Raw genomic sequence first — 17134 nt, 5'->3', positions numbered from 1 at the left:
TCCTATCCTTGCTGCGATCCTGGCGGCAGAAACGGCGGGTTGCCCGGTAGCGGGGCACTGCCGACCGGCGGCAATTGCGGACCGGGGCCCGGTGCGGGCGGCGGGGGCAGCGCCGGCGGTAACGGGGCGATAGCCGGTGTGAAGGCCGGTGCGGAAGGCTGCGGCACCGTGCGCGCACCGGGCGGGCCGGGCGCCGTTGACGGTGGGGGCGCCCCTGGAACGTCGGGTGACGGCTGGCCCGGGATCGCCGCGCTCGGTACACCCGGCGACGGCTGCGGGCCATGCGCATTCGGCTGTGAAGTCGCCACGTTCGGCGGCCCATAGCCACCGGGCACCGGCCCGTACGGCCCCTGGGTCAGATCGGCGCAGGGCAAGGGGTCCCCTGGCCGTGGCAGGCCGTCGGGCGGCGGGGTGTAGGAGCAGGGTGAACCGGGTGGCACCGCAGGGCCGGGATGCTCCGGTGTTCCCTCCAGCGGAACCGGCGCCGGCGGCGGCGCCCCGTTGGAGAACCTCTGGCCGTTGGGATCAGGGAACCGGAATGCCGGCAGGCCGGCGTCGCGCCAGAACTGCTCGGGGTCGATGCCGCGCTTCTTGAAGGCGGCGTCGACGAACGGCTGCAGGATCTGGTAGGGCAGGAGATTGGCCAACAGCACCTTGAAGTAGGGCCCGGAACCCAGCGCTTCGGCCAACGAGGCGATGAAGGTGCTCACCGTGGTGAGCGCGTCGGCCAAGTCGGTTTGGCGCGCGACCAGAATGTCGCTGACGGTGCGCAGCTGCTCAAGTACCCGGTTGAGGTTCGGGTTGTCGTCGATAAGGCCCATCACCTGCTGTGATACGGCCGAAACCCGTTCGAGCAGCTGGTCGATCGCCTGGCCGCGGTCGTTCATCGCGGCCAGCAATGCCTGCGCGTTGACCAGTAACGCGTTGATCTGCTCGCTGCGGTCACCCAGGACAGTGGCGATCTTGTTGGCGTTGGCCAACAAGTGTTCGATGTCGTCGTCGCGTTCGCCGATGGTGTCGGAGAACCGGGCCACCCCGTCGAGCGCGGCGCTCAGGTGGGGATATGTTTGGTCGATGGTTTCCGACAGCACGTTCAGTGACCGCCTGACGGTCTGGGTGTCCCAGCCCGAGGCCGCCTTGGTCACGTCGAAGAACGCGTCGTAGATCTGATACGGCGTGGTGGTCTGCCCCAGCGGAAGCATGCCATTGACGCGCAGCGGTTCCGCGCCGCGCGGCTCGATCTGGAGGTTGCGCCGACCCAGGATGGTGTCGGTGCGGATCACCGCCCGGCTGTCGGTGCCGATCTGGGTGCCACCCAGCGAGTAGCCGATCACGACCTTGTCGCCGTCGATGTCCATCGACCGCACCGACCCGAGGTCCACGCCGGCGATGCGCACCTTGTCGCCGGGGTTGATCCCGCCGGTGTCGGAGAACTCGGCGTAGTACGTCGGCGTCGCGAACAGCACCGGCACGTCGGCGACACTTTGACCCACGCCGACGACGAGGATGAGGATGAGGATGCCCTTCAACCCGTTGCGGCCCCGACTTGACCCCTGAAGCGTCCTCATTGCGGCGTGCACCGCCCTGACGGCTGCGAGGTGACCCTGACAGTGCGCACTGGGCCACCGGGCTGCAAGCCGTTGAGTTGCAACGCGATATCGCAAATGTAGAAGTTGAAGAAGTCGCCGTAGACACCACCGGCGCGTCCGATGATCTTCAACGCCGACGGCACCCTGACGAGTAGGTCGTTGAGCTGTGCCTGCTGGTCGATCAACGGCTGCTGGAGACCCTCCAGATGGCCGACGGTGCTCTGCAGCAGCGGACGGTTGTCGGCGAGCAGATCGCTCAGCGTGCCGGCGGCGTCGCTGAAGTCGGCGACCGAAGTGGCGATCGGGTCGGCCCGGTTCTTCAGGCCGGTGATCAGCGCCTCGAAATTCTGCAGGGTCTCATCGAACTGCTGCTGGTGCTTGACGGTCGTGTCGAGCACGGTGTTGAGATTGCGGATCACTTCGCCAATGGCCTGGTCCCGGTCGGCCAACGCGGTGGTGAGTGAGGCGGTCTGGTCGAGGATGTCGTTGATGGTGCCGCCCTCGCCTTGGAAGATCGTCACCAGCGACTGCGCGATGTTGTTGACCTTGGCGGGGTCCAGCGCCCGGAACACCGGCCGGAACCCGCCGATCAAAGCGTCGAGATCCAGCGCAGGCTGGGTGCGTTCGATCGGGATGGTGCCGCCGTCGGGCAACGGCTTGCCGCTGTCGCCGCGCGTCAGTTCCATATAGCGGTCGCCGATCAGGTTCAGATAGCGAATCGAGGCCGTGGTTCCCTCCAATAGCGGCAGCGACCGGTCCACCTCGAAGTCGACTTTCGCCTGCGTACCGCCGCTGATCAGTTCCACCCTGGCGACCTTGCCTACCTCGACGCCGGATGCGCGCACGAACTGACCGGCTCGCAGGCCGCTGGCGTTGGAAAAGATGGCCGAGTACCCGGTGGTGTGGTTGAACCGCATCTGGCCGAACACCACGACGATGAGCGCGGTGAACAGCAGCAGCACCAGCGAGGCGGCGCCGAGCTTGAAGGCGGTACCGGTGATTTTCATGGGTTGATCGTGTTCTCCCCGACCTGGCGCCCCCACACGTATTCGATCAGGAGCGGCTGGCCCAACTCGAAGTGGTTGTAGGGCGCGATCGTGGCCCCGTTGTCCATCACCAGGGCAGGAGCGGGCCACAGCTCGCGGGTGATCGGCTGCCAGCAGCCCGGCCGGCCTCCCGGACCACCGCGCGCGTTCACGCGCGGCAGGTTATCCGGATAGACATAGGGGTTCTCCGATCCGGTCAGAGATGCGGCAACGTTGATGGAGTAGCCGTTAGAGCCGCCCTCTGCCACTGCGACCTTGCGTTCGACGTCGTGGAAGTTGCGGACAGTGCAGAACAGCGCCGGACTGTACGTGTCCAACAATTTCGAGGTAGGCACGAGATCTTCGGCGGCGCGGACCAGATACGGTCCGCCGCGCTCGAAGATGTCGGCGCCGGTGTTGCCGAAGCCGAGTGTGGCCATCAATGCTTGGTCGAGGTTGTCGCGCTGCTCGTTGAGGGTCTGTGCAGTGGTGGCGGCGTTTTCCAGGCCGTCGAACAGATTCGGGGCGGCGTCGGCGTACACGTCGCCAAGGTCGGCCAGCAACTCGTTGTCCCGCCGGATCTGCGGCATCCGTGGGTTCAGGTCGGCGAGGATCGCGTTGCCGTCGACGATCGACTGCCCGAATCGCTCGCCCAGCCCGTCGAGCGCCTCGGCGGTGGCGGTCAGGGTCTGGTTGAGCTTGATCGGGTCGACCTTCTCGGCCACCGACACGATCGTCTCGAAGAGCGTGTTGAACTCGGTGGTCACCGCCGTCACGTCGATGACGTCGGAGGGACTGATCCGTTGGACCACAGGGCTTTCCGGCGATGAGAAGTTGACGTATTTGTTGCCGAACACGGTGGTGGCGTCAACGCTGGCATCGACGTTTCTGGGTATCAGTCCGAGGTATTTCGTGTCCACCGCCAGCGTGATCTTGGCTTTGGGTTCCTGCCCGACGGTGACCGCATCCACGGCGGACACGCGGCCGATCTCCACCCCGTTGTAGGTGACCTTGGCGCCCGGCTCCATCGACAAACCGGCGCGTGCACCCATCAAAGTGAGCTGCGTGCGATCGAGAAACTCTCCTCGGAACTGCAGATAAACCAGGCTCAGCACCAGGGCGGCGACCACCGACAGCGCCAAGCCGGCCCGCTTGTACGACGGTATCCGGGGATCGTTCAACGGTGCTGTCATGTCGCCACCGTCGACCCGGCGAGGGGCTCGGGTGTGGATTCACCAGGGGCCGAGAACCCGGACAATTCCGGGCTGGTAGGCGGCCCCGGAGGCCGCCGTCGCATCTCCACCGTCAGACGCTGCTTCACGGCATCGAGTGTCCATACAGCTCCAGTCCTTCACCTATGCGTAGAAGTACGCATACCAAGGCGCGGTCAAATTGCAGGGTGTGGTGTATCGAGCGGTCCGGATCCTCGTCGCGACGTTCGTCGAGGAGCCGTGGCAGCCCCTACAGCAATCGGTTGAGCTTGAGGCGCAACAGGTTTGGGGGAGTGCGCCGAACCCCAAGGGCTCCAACCAGTAACCCGACCGGCAGGCCGACACCGGCGGGATACGGCCACTCGACACCACCAAGCCCTAGGCCGTCGCCGCCAGCCACCACATCGACCGGGAGGCATGGGCCCGCCCATCACCGGATTGACCGGCGAATACTGCAAGCCCTCTGAATATCGGCGTTCGGAGCCACAATTTACGGGCCCGATAACCTTCGGTCACCGGGCTACGACACTGGGCTCACGTGATCTGGCCGAGTTCGTAGACCACTCCGCTGGAGACGACGCCGGGGAGCGCCTCGCGGCCTGTCGCGGTCGTATGCAGCATTCCGAGTGACTGTGCGCGTCGTACGGCGAGAAGTCTGTCGTGCGCATCGAGCTTCCGGTAGACGCTGCCGAGATGCTTGTGCACGGTGCGCTCGGAAACCTCCAGCCGCGCCGCGATCGATCGGGCCAGCAGCCCCTCACTGAGCATCTCCAGCACCTCGCGTTCGCGGGAAGTGAGTTGCACGGTGCAGTCTTCCGGTGCGCTCGAGGGGGCGGCATCCCGCGGGAACAGGCGGTCGACGAGTGCCTCGATGAGCAGGAGCGCGGATCGGGAGCGCGCCAGCGCCTCAGTGTCGGAGTCCTCGAACGGCTGCTGTCGCTTCAGCACCATCAAACTCGGCGAGGCGGCGCTGGTGCGCAGCGGCAACTCGGCCAGGTGCCCGGCGCCCAGCTTGTCATAAACCCGGCGTCTGGTGACGCTGACGATCCACCATTCCTGCCCCGGCGGCACCGGGTTCTCCCGCTGGTGCTGCAGGACGGTGTGGGCCGACCGGTGTCTGTACCAAGCGCACCAGCAGGCCTCGGCAGCGCCCCACCGCAGATCGATATAGCTGCCGGCATCAGCTTTCACGAGGTCGGCGCCGAACTGGCACAAAATCCTCAGGCCGTCGGTTCGCGCCGACGCACCGACCTCGATATCGAGCACATCTTGTAGGCACTCGAGTGCGGGTGCGGACATCCTTTCTACCGACCCTTGTGGAGCAGACGCCATCTCGAACCCAAACAGTCGACACGACTAGGCGTGCTGCCGGTTCGGCTGCCGCTTCTTACGTTTGCCCGCCCTCACCGACAACCTCCCCGCGACGGTACTGACTTCCCCGGCAGACGCTACAACGCCGCCCGCCAGCAGATGTCCGATTTGCAGGATTGCATCGCTGCCGAGCACTTCGCGCGCACCCGCGCACCCGCGCACCCGCGCAGCCGCGCAGCCGCGCAGCCGCGCAGCCAGGAAACGCCTCCGCCGTGACGAAAACCCGGTCAACGGGCGAGGACGCGGTCGAACGTGAGGTTGCCGATCGAGCGGCGCAGTTCCCCGGTCGTCGCGGGTGTTCGCCTCTGGCGTAGCCGCCGCTGCCGCCCACAGGTGTGAGAACGCGCGCCCGGGGTAATCCACGCCGAACATGACTGCCGTACGAATACGACCCGATCAGCGATCCCTGGCCGAGACACAGCGCGTCGTTCGCGCGGTCGGCGACGCTTTCGCCGCCAAGGTGGTCGGCCAGCAGAATCTGCGCGAGTCGCTGCTGATCGCCCTGCTGACCGGCGGGCATATCCTCATCGAGAGCGTGCCCGGCCTGGCGAAGACCACCGCCGCGCGGGTCATCGCCGCCGCGATCGACGGCGCCTTCCAGCGCATCCAATGCACGCCCGACCTGTTGCCCAGCGACATCGTCGGTACCCAGATCTACGACTCGGCCACCAACAGGTTTGTGACCCAATTGGGCCCGGTGCACGCCAACATCGTGCTGCTCGACGAGATCAACCGCTCGAGCGCCAAGACGCAAAGCGCGATGCTCGAGGCAATGGAGGAACGCCAGACGACCATCGCCGGCCAGGTTCACCCGCTGCCCGAACCGTTCCTGGTCATCGCGACCCAGAACCCCGTCGACCAGGAGGGCACATACCCGCTCTCGGAGGCCCAGACCGACCGGTTCATGATCAAGGACCTGCTGGAGTACCCGACCATCGACGAAGAGGTCGAGGTGATGGCCCGCATCGACGCGGGCGTCTACGACACCGACCACCACACCGCGCCGGTCGTCGGTCTCGACGACGTCCGGCGTGCGCAGCACGTGGTGCGGGGCGTCCACATGGACCCGGTGCTGGTGCAGTACGCCAGCCGCCTCGTCGAGGTGACGCGCCGCCCCGAACAATACCTCCCCGCGCAGATCGCGCGGTTCCTCTCCTACGGGGCCAGTCCACGCGCCACCATCGCCCTCTGCCAGGCGGCCCGCGCGCGCGCGGTGCTGGCCGGGCGCGCACACGTATTGCCGGAGGATGTCGCTGCGGTGACGCACCGCGTCCTGCGCCACCGGCTGATCCTCGGATTCGAAGCGGCCAACGCCGACGTCACCGCCGACCGTGTCATCGACGCCGTGTTACAGGCCGTGCGGGTGCCCTAACCTGTGGGCAAGCACCTGAACCGAGCCCGGGCGCACTTCGGCAAGGACACCCGCGGACTGCTCGACGGCGGCCGGTATGCGCTGTTGCACACGCGCAGCCTGGAATTCGACGATCTACGCCCGTACGTCCCCGGCGATGACGTCCGCGACATCGACTGGAAGGCGTCGGCGCGTTCGGGCAGTGTGCTGATCAAGCGGTTCGTCTCCGAGAAACACCACAAGATTCTGTTGGTCGCCGACGCCGGCCGCAACATGTCCGCGCTGTCGCCAAGTGCGGAGTGCAAACGCGACGTCGCCGCCCATGCCATGGGGGCCGTCGGACTGATCAGCCTGAACCGCCTCGACGAGGTGGGGATGGTGTTCGGCGATGCAGGCGGTTGCGCTCACGTACCGGCCCGCCGAGGTGAGAACCACGTCGAGAGCCTGCTGCACCGCTGGTACCAGCACAGCCTCGCCGAGCCCGGACCGAGTGACATCACGTGTCAACTGGACTACGTGGCAAGCCATTACGGTCACAGTAGGCTCGTCGTCGTGGTGTCCGACGAACCGGACACCACCGGGCGCCTCGACGAGATCCTGAGCCGGCTGTCCGCCCGCCACGACGTCATGTGGCTCATGACGTCGGACATGTCGCCGCTTGGCGGGCCCGAAGACGCTGACGGCTATGACGTTTCGACGGGCAAGGTCGTCCTCAACGGTGCCACGCTCGGCAGACGAGTGGTCGCCGCGTACCGTCGCGCGGAAAAGGCCCGCCTACGCAGACTCGACGCCCTGCTGACCCGGCACGCCATCCGGTACACCACGCTGTCCGGCAGCGCGGACATCCGCCGCGAACTCGTCGCACTCAGCGAGGTGCTCGCTCGTGCGCGATGAGTTGCTGCGGCATGTGATCGGCCCGACCCCGTACTGGCCATGGTGGTTGTGGACGGCGGTGCTTCTGCTGGTTCTCGTGACCGCCTGGTTTGCACTGGTGTTCATCGCCACCCTCCCTTCGGATCGGCTGCGCGGGCGCCCCGTCGTCGGTCCGGTGCATGCCCGGCTGCTGCGGCGCCGGTACGCCGCCCGCATCGCCGACATCACCGCCGACCACGAAGCCGGACGGATGTCTGCGGCCGACGCCTGCGCCGCCATCAGCCGTGTCCTGCGCAGCTTCCTGCATCAGGCGACCGGTGTGCGCGCACAGTACATGCAGATCGACGCCCTCGAAGGCAGCAGCGCCAGCGCGGCGGCCCCGGTGCTGGCCGACCTGGGGGACGCTCGGTTCACCGCCGCCCCACCCGCCGACGTCGGGCAACTGGGCGCCCGTGCGCAGGAGCTGGTGCGCACATGGATTTGAGGTGGTGGCCGATCGCGGTGATCGGATTGCTCGGGCTGCTCGCCTGTTTTGCGCTGGCGATCGTGCTTCCGCTGGCGCCGGACCGGCGCAGCCTGCGGCCGCTGGCGAACGTCGACCGGCTGATCCGGCTGCCGGAGTACGCCCGCGCGGCGCGGTTGCGCTCGGTGTCCACGGTGGCCACACTGGTGCTGCTGGTCGTGTTGTTCGGTGCGGCCGCGGTGGCCGCGGCCCGGCCGACCGGCGCCGACGAGACGTTCGCCCGTGCGCACCCCGAAGACGTGATGCTGTGCGTCGCGGACCCGGTCACCGAGCCGACGACCGGCGCGTTACTGGGTCACTTCGCCGAGCGGGCCGGCACCTTCCAGACCGAGCGGGTCGGCCTGACATCGGTGAACACCCGGGTCGTGCCGCTCACCCGTGACTACCAGTACGCGGCCGGACGGTTCAACGACCTGTCCGCGGCGTCCGCAGTGCCGGACCCGGAACGCGCCCTGATCGACCAGTTCTCCGCGCCGGTCACCTACACCGACTATGCGGCCAGCGTGGAGGACGTTCTGTCATTGTGCCTCACCGGATTTCCTGACTTCCAGCAGAAGAGTTCGCACCGCCGCTCGGTGATATATCTCGGGCCGCCGTCTCTGCGGGCACCGAGCGAGCAACGACCCGCGCTCTTCGGCGCAGAACATGTCGCCGACCTGGCCGACGCCGCGGGCGCCCAGATCAACGTGATCGCCTCCGGCGAGGATGCAGCGCTGCGCGCACTGGCCGAGCAGACCGACGGCCAATTCGTGCTCGGCGAAACCGAAGGCGCAGTGCGCGACGGCCTCGAGCGGATCAACGACCGGCCGGCCCCGCTGGTGCTGGCCGACGGGACCCGGGTGACCGGGCAGACCCAGGACGCGCCGGTTGTGGTGCTGGCCGTGGTGCTGGTGGTCACCGCGACGCTCAGTGTGACGCTGGTGGTGCTGCGTCGATGACCTTCGACCCGATCATCCCGTTCGAGATCTTCGCCGTCGTCGCGGTCGCGCTCGTCGGCGCCCGCCTGGTGACCTTGCGCCAGGGGCTCGCCGCGACCGGGGCGCACCGCAGGAGTGCGCTGGCACGGTGGGGTGCCATGACTCTCGCGGTCACCTTCCTGCTCCTTGCCACCACCCGCCCGGCCCTCACGGCGACCGACGACGAGGCGGGTGAGCGCGGTAGCGGCGCCAACACCAACCTCTTCCTCGTGCTTGACCGCACCGTGGACGCGCGCTCCGACATGGACGCGCTGCTCGGCCGGTATCCCGAGGCGCGGTTCGCGCTGATCACCTTCGCGCCGGAGCCGGCCCTCACCTGGCCGCTGTCGCCGGACGTGTGGAGCCTGCAACCCGAGGTCAGCGCGCTGACCGCGCTACCGCCGGGCAACCCCGAACTCTCTGACGCGGCCGCGCCGGGAAACATCCTGCGCTATCAGTTGATCCAGGCCACCCAGCAGTACCCGGGCTCACGCAACGTCGTGGTGTACGCGGGTGCCGGCGCCCCGGGAGCGTCCACCGCCCAGGGCAGCTTCGACGTTCCGGCCGATTCGGTGAGCGGGGGCGCCGTGCTGGGTCACCCTGCCGACGGTGCGATCGACGAGGCCACGCTGCGTCGCGTCGCCGACGATCTCGGCGTGCCCTATGTCGACCGCCGAGCCGGCGGTGAACTCCCGCCGCTCCAGACGCGCCCCGATGCGCGAGAAGCGACCCAGCCCGTCCCCGCCGGGGAACGCACCGAACTGTACTGGCTGCTCTGTCTGCTGGCCGCGGGGTTGCTCCTCAACGAGATCTGGCTCAGCGTCCGGGAACTGCGGCACAGCCGGGTGGCGCGACGGGACGTGCGCTCATGAGGCGCCGTCGAACCGGCCGGATTCCGGCGAGGCTGCGGACTCGGCGGCGGCTAGTGCTTTGGAGCACGCCGCTGGCGCTGGCGGTCGTGCTGGTTGCCGTGAAACTGCTGTCGGTGGTTTTCGTGGGCAACGCCGCGGTGCGCGATTATGCCGACAGCGACGCCGAATCGCTGGCCACCGACGCCGCGATCCTCGGCGTCGCCAATGTGATCGAACCGGCCAAGGCGCCATTCGTGAAGGGCGCGCAGGCCGTCCTCGAGCGTCGGCTCGACGATGCCGACGCGCTGTTCGACGAGGCGCTCACCCGCACCCGCGACGCACAGTCGTGCCCCGTGCGGGTGAACCTCACACTGGTCCGCGAGCGCCGCGGTGACGACGCCGCGTTCATCGGCCGCAACGCCGACGCGCGCGACCTCTACACGCAGGCGCTGGGCATCGTCGCGCAGGCGCCCGGAAACTGCTTCGCCGGCAACACCGACCCCGACCAGGAGCGCCGCGCCGTGCGCGCCGACGCCGCAGCCCGGTTGCAGGCAAAGATCGACGGATTGCGGGATGCGCCGCCGATGGCCCCGCCACCACCTCCTCCGCCCCCGCCGCCCCCGCCGCCGCCGCCGACTGTGGGTGCCGACGGTGATCCCGAACCCGACGCTCCCCGCGAACTCAATTTGCGAGGGGCGGATCCGATCGAGCGGCTGCGCCAGATCCTGCGGGATTCCGCGAGTTGACCACGCCGGGTGTGAACCCGCACGAAGTGCCTGACGCCTACGTGCAGGGCGACAAGCACGACGCCGTGCCCGCGGAAGCCTCCGCCTGAGAAGCCCGCCGATGCCGGTCGGCTCGCCTGGTTGCCGTCGTGCTCTGTTTTCGGGGACGAAAGGGTTGAGACCGCAGCCTTGCCAGTCATGGCCCGCATCTCGTCGGGGCGGGTGCGAGAAATTGGGTGAGAGTTGGACGGTCAGGAGTTCGGTGTCGAACAGTCGCATGGACGCGTCGCCGTGGTAAGCGTCACAGGGGTACGCGTCACAGGGGTACGCGTCACAGGGGTACGCGTAACAGGGGCCGTCGACATGTTGACCGCGCCGCCCGGGAGGACACCGTGATCCGCGCCGCCCGGGAGAAGGAGCCGACCGGTCTGATCGTCGACCTCAGCGATGCGGAGTTCCTGTCGTCGGCGGGGATGCACGTGCTGGTCACCATGCACCACGAACTCACACCCGCCGCGCGGTTCGCGGTGGTGGCGGACGGCCCCGGCATCAGCAGACCGTTGAAGATCACCGGACTGCCCGACGTCATCGACGTGTTCTCCACGCTGGACGCGGCGCTGCGCAAACTTGCCGAATGACACCCCGGCGAATCGGGTATCCGGGGCGCACCATGGGTTCTTCGAGTCTCCAGCCGGACGGGGCCGACGTGTGCTTACTTCGTAGGGCCGCCGCCGATTCGCAGGCGGTGGCGCGCCTGCGGAAGGAGTTTGCGCGCTGGCTTTGTGACCATTTCGAACTGGACGACGTCCGGTCCAGCGACGTCGTGCTGGTGGTGAACGAAGCGCTGTCCAATGCCGCGGAGTTCGCATACCGCGATCGCGAGATGGGCCACAACATCACTCTGCAGACCTCATACGCGGCCGACACGGGCACGCTGGCGATCACGGTCGCCGATCGTGGCCAGTGGCGCCAGAGCGATACGTCGAGTCAGCAACGCTCACGCGGCCGTGGCATCCCGCTGATGCGGGCGCTGTCCGACCGCGTCGACATCGAGCAGACACCGCAGGGCACGCAGGTACACCTGTACTTCGACCGCTGCCAACGCCGCGCCCCCCTGCGGTCCAGAGCGTCGGCTCAGGCGTGAGCGGTTTGGGTCAATGTTGGCGGGGATGAGCGGTGTGCGCTGGGCGGCTCCACGCCGCGTCCGACCGCCGACGGAGCGCCACCGTGACCATCACCCGGCTGCACGGTCTCTCTCGTCCGCATGCCCGCGGGCTGGCGCTGTCCACGCGCGCGCCGGGACGGCAACCGTATAAGCGGATCTGCGTCGCAGTGCGCGGTGAGGTGGACGCCGCCAATGCCAAGGCGCCGCGCGGTGTGCGAAGCCGTCGATTTTCGGCATGCCGGGCCGGGCGGTGTCGCGTCTGGTGGCGTTGTGCGACCCGGAGGGTGTTATCCCGCGCGCTGACACGGCTCAGGAGGCGTCGGAGGCGTCGCCCGCCTGAGCGGCGCCGAGCCACCCCTGACCCGCAGTCTCACCTACCCGGATACGGCACCGCACACCGCGCCGTTGGCATGATGGTCGTCGAGTACCCAAGGAGACGAGGTGGCCGTGAAGCCCGACCTGTTGAGCCCCGCTTTCGAGGTCAGCGTGGTGACGACGAATCTCGACGCGATGGTGGATCACCACGGCGGATCCCAACGGTGCCACTCCTCCCCGCGAGCCGAGCGCGTCGCACCCGGCGGCGGTCGTAATTGGGTGGAACCGTCCGGGACCCTCGATGATGCGGAATCGAAGCGATGAGCCATCCCCAGTACCGGCAGTCTCCGGCCCAGGCGCCGACCTGTTACCGGCACCCTGACCGCCAGACCTACGTGCAGTGCACCCGGTGCGGGCGGTTCATCTGCCCGGAGTGCATGCGATCGGCCGCCGTCGGGCATCAGTGTCCGGACTGCGTCGGCCAGGCGGCTCGGTCGGCGCCGCGCGCCCGTGCGCCGTTCGGCGGGCGGTTGTCCGACTCGAAGCCGGTGGTCACCTACACCCTCATTGCGGTCAACGTGCTGGCGTTCCTGCTGCAGAGCACGTCGGGTCAGGTGGAGCGCGAATTCGTGCTGTGGACGCCGGGGGTCGCCGACGGTGAGTGGTACCGCCTTGTCACCGCGGCGTTCCTGCACTATGGCGCGATGCACCTGCTGTTCAACATGTGGGCGCTCTACGTCGTCGGGCCGCCGCTCGAGATGTGGTTGGGCCAGTTGCGCTACGGCGCGCTGTACGCGCTCAGCGCTCTCGGCGGTTCCGTGCTGGTATACCTGCTCTCACCGGTGAACGCCGCGACCGCCGGTGCATCCGGGGCCGTTTTCGGCTTGTTCGGGGCGATGTTCGTGGTGGCCCGTAGGCTCAACCTCGACATCCGCGGGATCGCGGCGATCATCATCCTCAACCTGGTGTTCACGTTCGTGTATCCGCTGATCAGCTCACAGGGCATCAGCTGGCAAGGGCACGTCGGCGGCCTGGTCACCGGTGCGGCGATCGCCGCTGTGTACGCATATGCGCCCGCCGCCCGCCGCAACCTCGTGCAGGCCGGCGTGACGGCGGCGGTCCTGGTGCTGTTCGTGGTGCTGGTCGTGTGGCGTACGGAGGAGATCTTCACCCTGTTCGGCGTGCGGTGAGCCGCTGTTGGCGCACCCGTGGCAGCACGTCACGCTGCCACGACGGAACCAGGAGCTCGGTGTCCCGGCCGATCTGCTGCTCAGCACCGATTCTGTGGTCCGGCTTTGGCGCGAGCGTGCCAGACGTCGGCGAAAGCGCCCGGCCGGCGGTCAACCGGCGTCAGCCTTCGGGGTGGGGCTTTGCGTGGACTCCCACTTCGACTCCAATGACCGGGTCACCGTGGCCCCCGAGGGGAATTCGTGCTCGAAGGTCTCACCGTCGGCGCCTTCCATAGTCACCAGGTAGGAGTCGTGGCCGTCGTTCTTGTGGACGACCTTGTACGACTGCGGGCCCGATCCGCGGTCCATGGTGATGGCGTCACCCGGGGCGACCACATCGATCGTCTCGTCGGCGAACTCGTTGCTCATGCGCCGGCAGTTACCCCGCGTGTGCGTCGGCCCAAACCCGTGGTGTGTCACCAGGACGGTAGATCGCCTCTAGAACGACGCCAACGCGGGTCCCGTCATGTATTGCTCGCTAGGCGGTGTTGGCGATCGCCGACTACCTTTGCGACGGTTGACAGCGGTTCCCGCCATCATGGGTGGTATGGCCGACGACCCGCTGGACCAGCTGTACGCGGTGGCGCCCGACGAGTTCACCGCATTGCGCAGCCGGTTGGCCGCCGACGCCAAGCAACGCGGTGACGCGGTAGCGGCCAAACGGATCACCGGGGCCCGCAAGCCCACGATGTCGGCCGCGGTGGTCAACCGACTCGTCCACGGGGAACCCGAAGTGACAGAACGCCTTGGTGAACTAGGTGAGGAGTTGCGAGCCGCTCACGCCGCCATGGATGGCCACCGCATCCGCGAACTGTCCGGGCGGCAGCGAACACTGATCGAACAGCTGACCAGGGCCGCGCTCGAGATGTCCGACATCCGGTCGCCGGCCAGCGCGCTACGCGGCGACGTGACCGACACCCTGCATGCGGCGATCGCCGACCCGGACGTCAGATCCCGGCTCGGCCGGCTGGCGCAGGCCGAACACTGGTCAGGTTTCGGTGATACCGAGATGGTGTTCGCCGAAGCACCCGACAAGCCGGCACCGAAGAAGGCCGCACGGAACGAGGAGACTACCGAACCCGAGAACCCGCCGGACCGGGAACGCCGGCGCAGAGGCGAACAGGCGCGCGGCGCGCTGGCGGCCGCGCAGCGGGCGAAGGCCGACGCCGACGACAAGATGGAAGACCGGCACAGGGATCTGGCCAGCGCCCGGCTGCGCGTCGATGACGCCAAAGAGCGTCTGGCCCAAGCGGAGCATGCACTCAGCGAGGCCGCCGCCGCCTATGAGGGCGCCAAGCGCGTCAGCGGCGAAGCCGGCGCGGTGGTCAAGGCAGCGAAGGCCTCCCAGCGTGCAAACGCGCGAAAGCGCCGAAACGGATAACCACTCCTGCTGACTGCCAAACATGTTTGCCCAAAGCTTCTGAAAGTGGCAATCATCATGCTTTTTGCGGTGGGGTGTAGTTCACTACAACTGATGGCCAAGTGTCCTCGCGCCAAGGTACTGTGGCGTTCATGGCGATATTCCTTCATCGAATCGGCCGATTCGCGTTCGGACGTCCTTGGCCTGTCATCGCCGGTTGGGTCGCGCTGATCGCCGTGGTTGCGGGGCTTCTCGCCCTCAACCCGCCGAAGATCTCGAACGAGATGCGGATCGACGGCGTTCCTGCCCAGGAGGTCATCGACCAGCTGGCCGAGAAGATGCCGCAGTCCTCTGGCGGGCAGGGCAGCATCGCCTTCGCCGCACCGCAGGGCCAGCGGATCGACGACGGCGCCAACCGCGACGCCGTGCTGGCCGCGGTCGACGCGGTCTCGCGGACAGAGCATGTGGTCGATCCTCGTCAGCTGGCGCAAGAGGAGCTGGCCAAGGGGCCGGATAGCCCGATGCTCGCCGCCTCGGCGGCGGTGGCTCGCGCCCAGGTGGACGCCCCGCCGTCACCGGATGCGCCGCAGCCGCTGACCGTCGACGGCCGGCCGGTGCCTGGCGTGACGGTCTCCGCAGATGGTGCCGTCGCGCTCTACCAGTTCCAGTTCGACAGGCAGACCCCCGAACTGCCCACGGGAGTGGTTGAGCGCACCGTCGATGCGGCGCAGGAGGCAGTGGCCGACCGCGGCATCGAGGTGCTGCCGTCGGCGAGCATGGCGGAGATGCCCGAGATCGCGGGCGCCGCCGAGGTCATCGGCGTCATGGTGGCCGCGGTGGTGCTGATCATCACCCTCGGGTCCCTGATCGCCGCCGGCCTGCCGTTGGTGACCGCGCTGATCTCGGTGGCCCTGGGAGTCGGCGGCACCTTCCTGTTCTCGCATCTGTTCGAAATGCAGTCGATGACGGCGGTGCTCGCGCTCATGCTCGGCCTCGCGGTCGGCATCGACTATTCAATGTTCATCGTCAACCGGCAGCGGCGGCTGATCCTCGACCGCGGCTTGAGCGCAGGCGACGCGGCCGCCCGCGCGATCGGCACCGCAGGCAGCGCCGTCGTCTTCGCCGGGACGACCGTGGTGATCGCGCTCGTCGCGCTGACGGTCGTGGGCATTTCGCTGCTCACTCCAATGGCACTGGCGGCTGCAGCCACAGTCGTCGTCGCCGTCGTCGCCGCCATCACCCTGTTGCCCGCGCTGCTGGGACTGGTGGGCGAGCGCATCGCCTCGCCGAAGGCCCGGCGCAGCGCCGCGACCGAGGAGAGCAACCACCGCTTGGCTACGGCGTGGGTGGGCGCAATCCTGCGCAACCGCATCCCCGCCGCACTGGCAGGCATCCTGGTCACCGGTGTGATCGGCCTGCCGGCGCTGACGATGACGCTCGGCATGCCGGACGGCACCAGCTACAACGAGGGCACCCCGCAGCGCGAGAGTTACGACGTGATCGCCGAGCATTACGGCAAGGGCTACAACGGTCCACTCATCGTCTCTGCCGAAGCAGCGGCTGGCGGGCAACTGAGCCCGGCGGACATCGCGGGCGCCTACAGCGACCTGCGCCGGATGCCGGGTGTGGCCGATGTGGCCTTCGGCGGCGTCAACGACGCCTCCGACACCGCAGTGTTCTCCGTCGTGCCGGAAAACGGGCCGACCGAGGAGGCCACCGCACAACTCGTGCGCGACATCCGCGCTCAGACCGGCGCGCTGGCGGAACTCGACAATGCCGAATTCGGGGTCACCGGCATCACCGCCATGGGGATCGACATGTCCGATCGGCTGGGCGAAGCGATCCCCGTGTATGTCGGCATCGTGATGGGTCTGTCGATCCTCGTGCTGATGGTGGTGTTCCGTTCGGTCGCCGTCCCGCTCAAGGCGACCGCGGGGTTCCTGCTCACCGTATTCGCGGCGTTCGGTGCCACCACCGCGGTGTTCCAGTGGGGCTGGTTACAGCAGCTGATCGGACTGTCGGCGACCGGGCCGATCGTGTCGATGCTGCCGATCATGGTTGTCGGCGTGCTCTATGGCCTGGCGATGGACTACGAGGTGTTCCTGGTCTCCTCGATGAAGGAGGCGCACGTCCACGGCGATCGTGGGGAAGCAGCGGTGGAGCACGGATTCACCCAGGCTAGCCGGGTCGTGGTGGCGGCAGCCCTGATCATGACGGCGGTGTTCGCCGGCTTCGTGTTCAACGCCGACCCGATCATCAAGCAGATGGGCTTCGCACTGGCCTTCGGTGTGCTCGTCGACGCGTTCGTGGTGCGGATGACCGTCGTGCCCGCGGTGATGGCTATGCTGGGCGACCGCGCATGGTGGCTGCCGAACTGGCTGGCGCGGATTCTGCCCGATCTAGACATCGAGGGTGAGGCGCTCAACCGCCGACTCGAGCAGGAGCGGTCCGAGCGGCCGGTCTCCGTCTGACCCGTCTCTGTGACCATGGATCGTGCCAACCCGATGACCGGTCGCCCCACCGAAGTGTGACGGTGGCCGACTCCGGTGCGCGAATGAGGCAGTGATGTGGGTCACTTCACGGCGTGATC

General features: G+C 67.9%; 17 protein-coding genes. 12 read left to right on the top strand and 5 right to left on the bottom strand.

The genetic code is table 11. The features are described 5' to 3' along the window. Window positions 1-2: 2 nt before the first annotated feature. From G6N07_RS18100 to G6N07_RS18085, 4 genes are all read right to left on the bottom strand, one after another. Window positions 3-1568, bottom strand: a complete 1566-nt coding sequence (locus G6N07_RS18100; protein ID WP_085187002.1) for a virulence factor Mce family protein — start codon at window positions 1566-1568, stop codon at window positions 3-5. Beyond that, window positions 1565-2596, bottom strand: coding sequence for an MCE family protein (locus tag G6N07_RS18095; RefSeq protein ID WP_085186999.1), 1032 nt, complete (start codon window positions 2594-2596; stop codon window positions 1565-1567). Before G6N07_RS18095 ends, G6N07_RS18100 begins: the two co-directional genes overlap by 4 nt. Then, on the bottom strand, window positions 2593-3807 hold the full coding sequence (locus tag G6N07_RS18090; RefSeq protein WP_085186996.1) for an MCE family protein: 1215 nt from the start codon (window positions 3805-3807) through the stop codon (window positions 2593-2595). Before G6N07_RS18090 ends, G6N07_RS18095 begins: the two co-directional genes overlap by 4 nt. Window positions 3808-4359: 552 nt before the next feature. Further along, window positions 4360-5124, bottom strand: a complete 765-nt coding sequence (locus tag G6N07_RS18085) for a helix-turn-helix transcriptional regulator (protein WP_163784262.1) — start codon at window positions 5122-5124, stop codon at window positions 4360-4362. 442 nt (window positions 5125-5566) lie between these two features. Between G6N07_RS18085 and G6N07_RS18080 the strand changes: the two genes are divergently transcribed. The 10 genes from G6N07_RS18080 to G6N07_RS18035 all read left to right on the top strand — a co-directional run bounded on the left by G6N07_RS18080 (window position 5567) and on the right by G6N07_RS18035 (window position 13145). Then, window positions 5567-6568: an AAA family ATPase gene (locus tag G6N07_RS18080; RefSeq protein ID WP_085186989.1), complete on the top strand. Its 1002-nt coding sequence runs from the start codon at window positions 5567-5569 to the stop codon at window positions 6566-6568. A 3-nt stretch (window positions 6569-6571) separates the two neighbouring features. Beyond that, a complete protein-coding gene (locus G6N07_RS18075) occupies window positions 6572-7441 on the top strand; it encodes a DUF58 domain-containing protein (RefSeq protein ID WP_085186986.1) in 870 nt (289 codons plus the stop codon). After that, window positions 7431-7904 (top strand): hypothetical protein, encoded by a 474-nt coding sequence (locus tag G6N07_RS18070; RefSeq protein WP_085186983.1) that lies wholly within the window; start codon window positions 7431-7433, stop codon window positions 7902-7904. The genes G6N07_RS18075 and G6N07_RS18070 overlap by 11 nt, the downstream gene beginning before the upstream one ends. Beyond that, window positions 7895-8881, top strand: coding sequence for a vWA domain-containing protein (locus tag G6N07_RS18065; RefSeq protein WP_085186980.1), 987 nt, complete (start codon window positions 7895-7897; stop codon window positions 8879-8881). Before G6N07_RS18070 ends, G6N07_RS18065 begins: the two co-directional genes overlap by 10 nt. Then, entirely contained in the window at window positions 8878-9771 is an 894-nt protein-coding gene (locus tag G6N07_RS18060; RefSeq protein WP_085186977.1) for a hypothetical protein, read from the top strand. Before G6N07_RS18065 ends, G6N07_RS18060 begins: the two co-directional genes overlap by 4 nt. Continuing rightward, window positions 9768-10496: a hypothetical protein gene (locus G6N07_RS18055; protein WP_163784259.1), complete on the top strand. Its 729-nt coding sequence runs from the start codon at window positions 9768-9770 to the stop codon at window positions 10494-10496. Before G6N07_RS18060 ends, G6N07_RS18055 begins: the two co-directional genes overlap by 4 nt. Before the next feature lie 371 nt (window positions 10497-10867). Then, window positions 10868-11113, top strand: a complete 246-nt coding sequence (locus G6N07_RS18050) for an STAS domain-containing protein (RefSeq protein ID WP_308214552.1) — start codon at window positions 10868-10870, stop codon at window positions 11111-11113. Then, window positions 11110-11619 carry an ATP-binding protein gene (locus G6N07_RS18045; RefSeq protein ID WP_235849488.1) on the top strand — a complete coding sequence of 170 codons (510 nt, stop codon included), beginning with the start codon at window positions 11110-11112 and terminating at the stop codon, window positions 11617-11619. The genes G6N07_RS18050 and G6N07_RS18045 overlap by 4 nt, the downstream gene beginning before the upstream one ends. Window positions 11620-12081: 462 nt before the next feature. Further along, on the top strand, window positions 12082-12279 hold the full coding sequence (locus tag G6N07_RS18040; RefSeq protein WP_085186941.1) for a hypothetical protein: 198 nt from the start codon (window positions 12082-12084) through the stop codon (window positions 12277-12279). Continuing rightward, on the top strand, window positions 12276-13145 hold the full coding sequence (locus G6N07_RS18035) for a rhomboid family intramembrane serine protease (RefSeq protein ID WP_085186943.1): 870 nt from the start codon (window positions 12276-12278) through the stop codon (window positions 13143-13145). The genes G6N07_RS18040 and G6N07_RS18035 overlap by 4 nt, the downstream gene beginning before the upstream one ends. Window positions 13146-13295: 150 nt before the next feature. On the opposite strand, the gene G6N07_RS18030 is transcribed toward G6N07_RS18035, so the two are convergent. Further along, complete coding sequence (locus G6N07_RS18030) at window positions 13296-13553, bottom strand: hypothetical protein (protein ID WP_085186946.1); 258 nt, start codon at window positions 13551-13553, stop codon at window positions 13296-13298. A 169-nt stretch (window positions 13554-13722) separates the two neighbouring features. On the opposite strand from G6N07_RS18030, the gene G6N07_RS18025 reads away from it, so the two are divergent. Together G6N07_RS18025 and G6N07_RS18020 are read left to right on the top strand one after the other, a co-directional pair. Further along, entirely contained in the window at window positions 13723-14565 is an 843-nt protein-coding gene (locus tag G6N07_RS18025) for a hypothetical protein (RefSeq protein WP_085186949.1), read from the top strand. A gap of 131 nt (window positions 14566-14696) precedes the next feature. After that, a complete protein-coding gene (locus G6N07_RS18020) occupies window positions 14697-17015 on the top strand; it encodes an MMPL family transporter (protein ID WP_085186961.1) in 2319 nt (772 codons plus the stop codon). Window positions 17016-17134 lie beyond the last annotated feature (119 nt).

The sequence above is a fragment of the Mycolicibacterium doricum genome, assembly GCF_010728155.1.
GTDB lineage: Bacteria > Actinomycetota > Actinomycetes > Mycobacteriales > Mycobacteriaceae > Mycobacterium > Mycobacterium doricum.
Note: the sequence above shows the minus strand (reverse complement) of the source record. Positions and strands in the feature narration are given on the sequence as shown.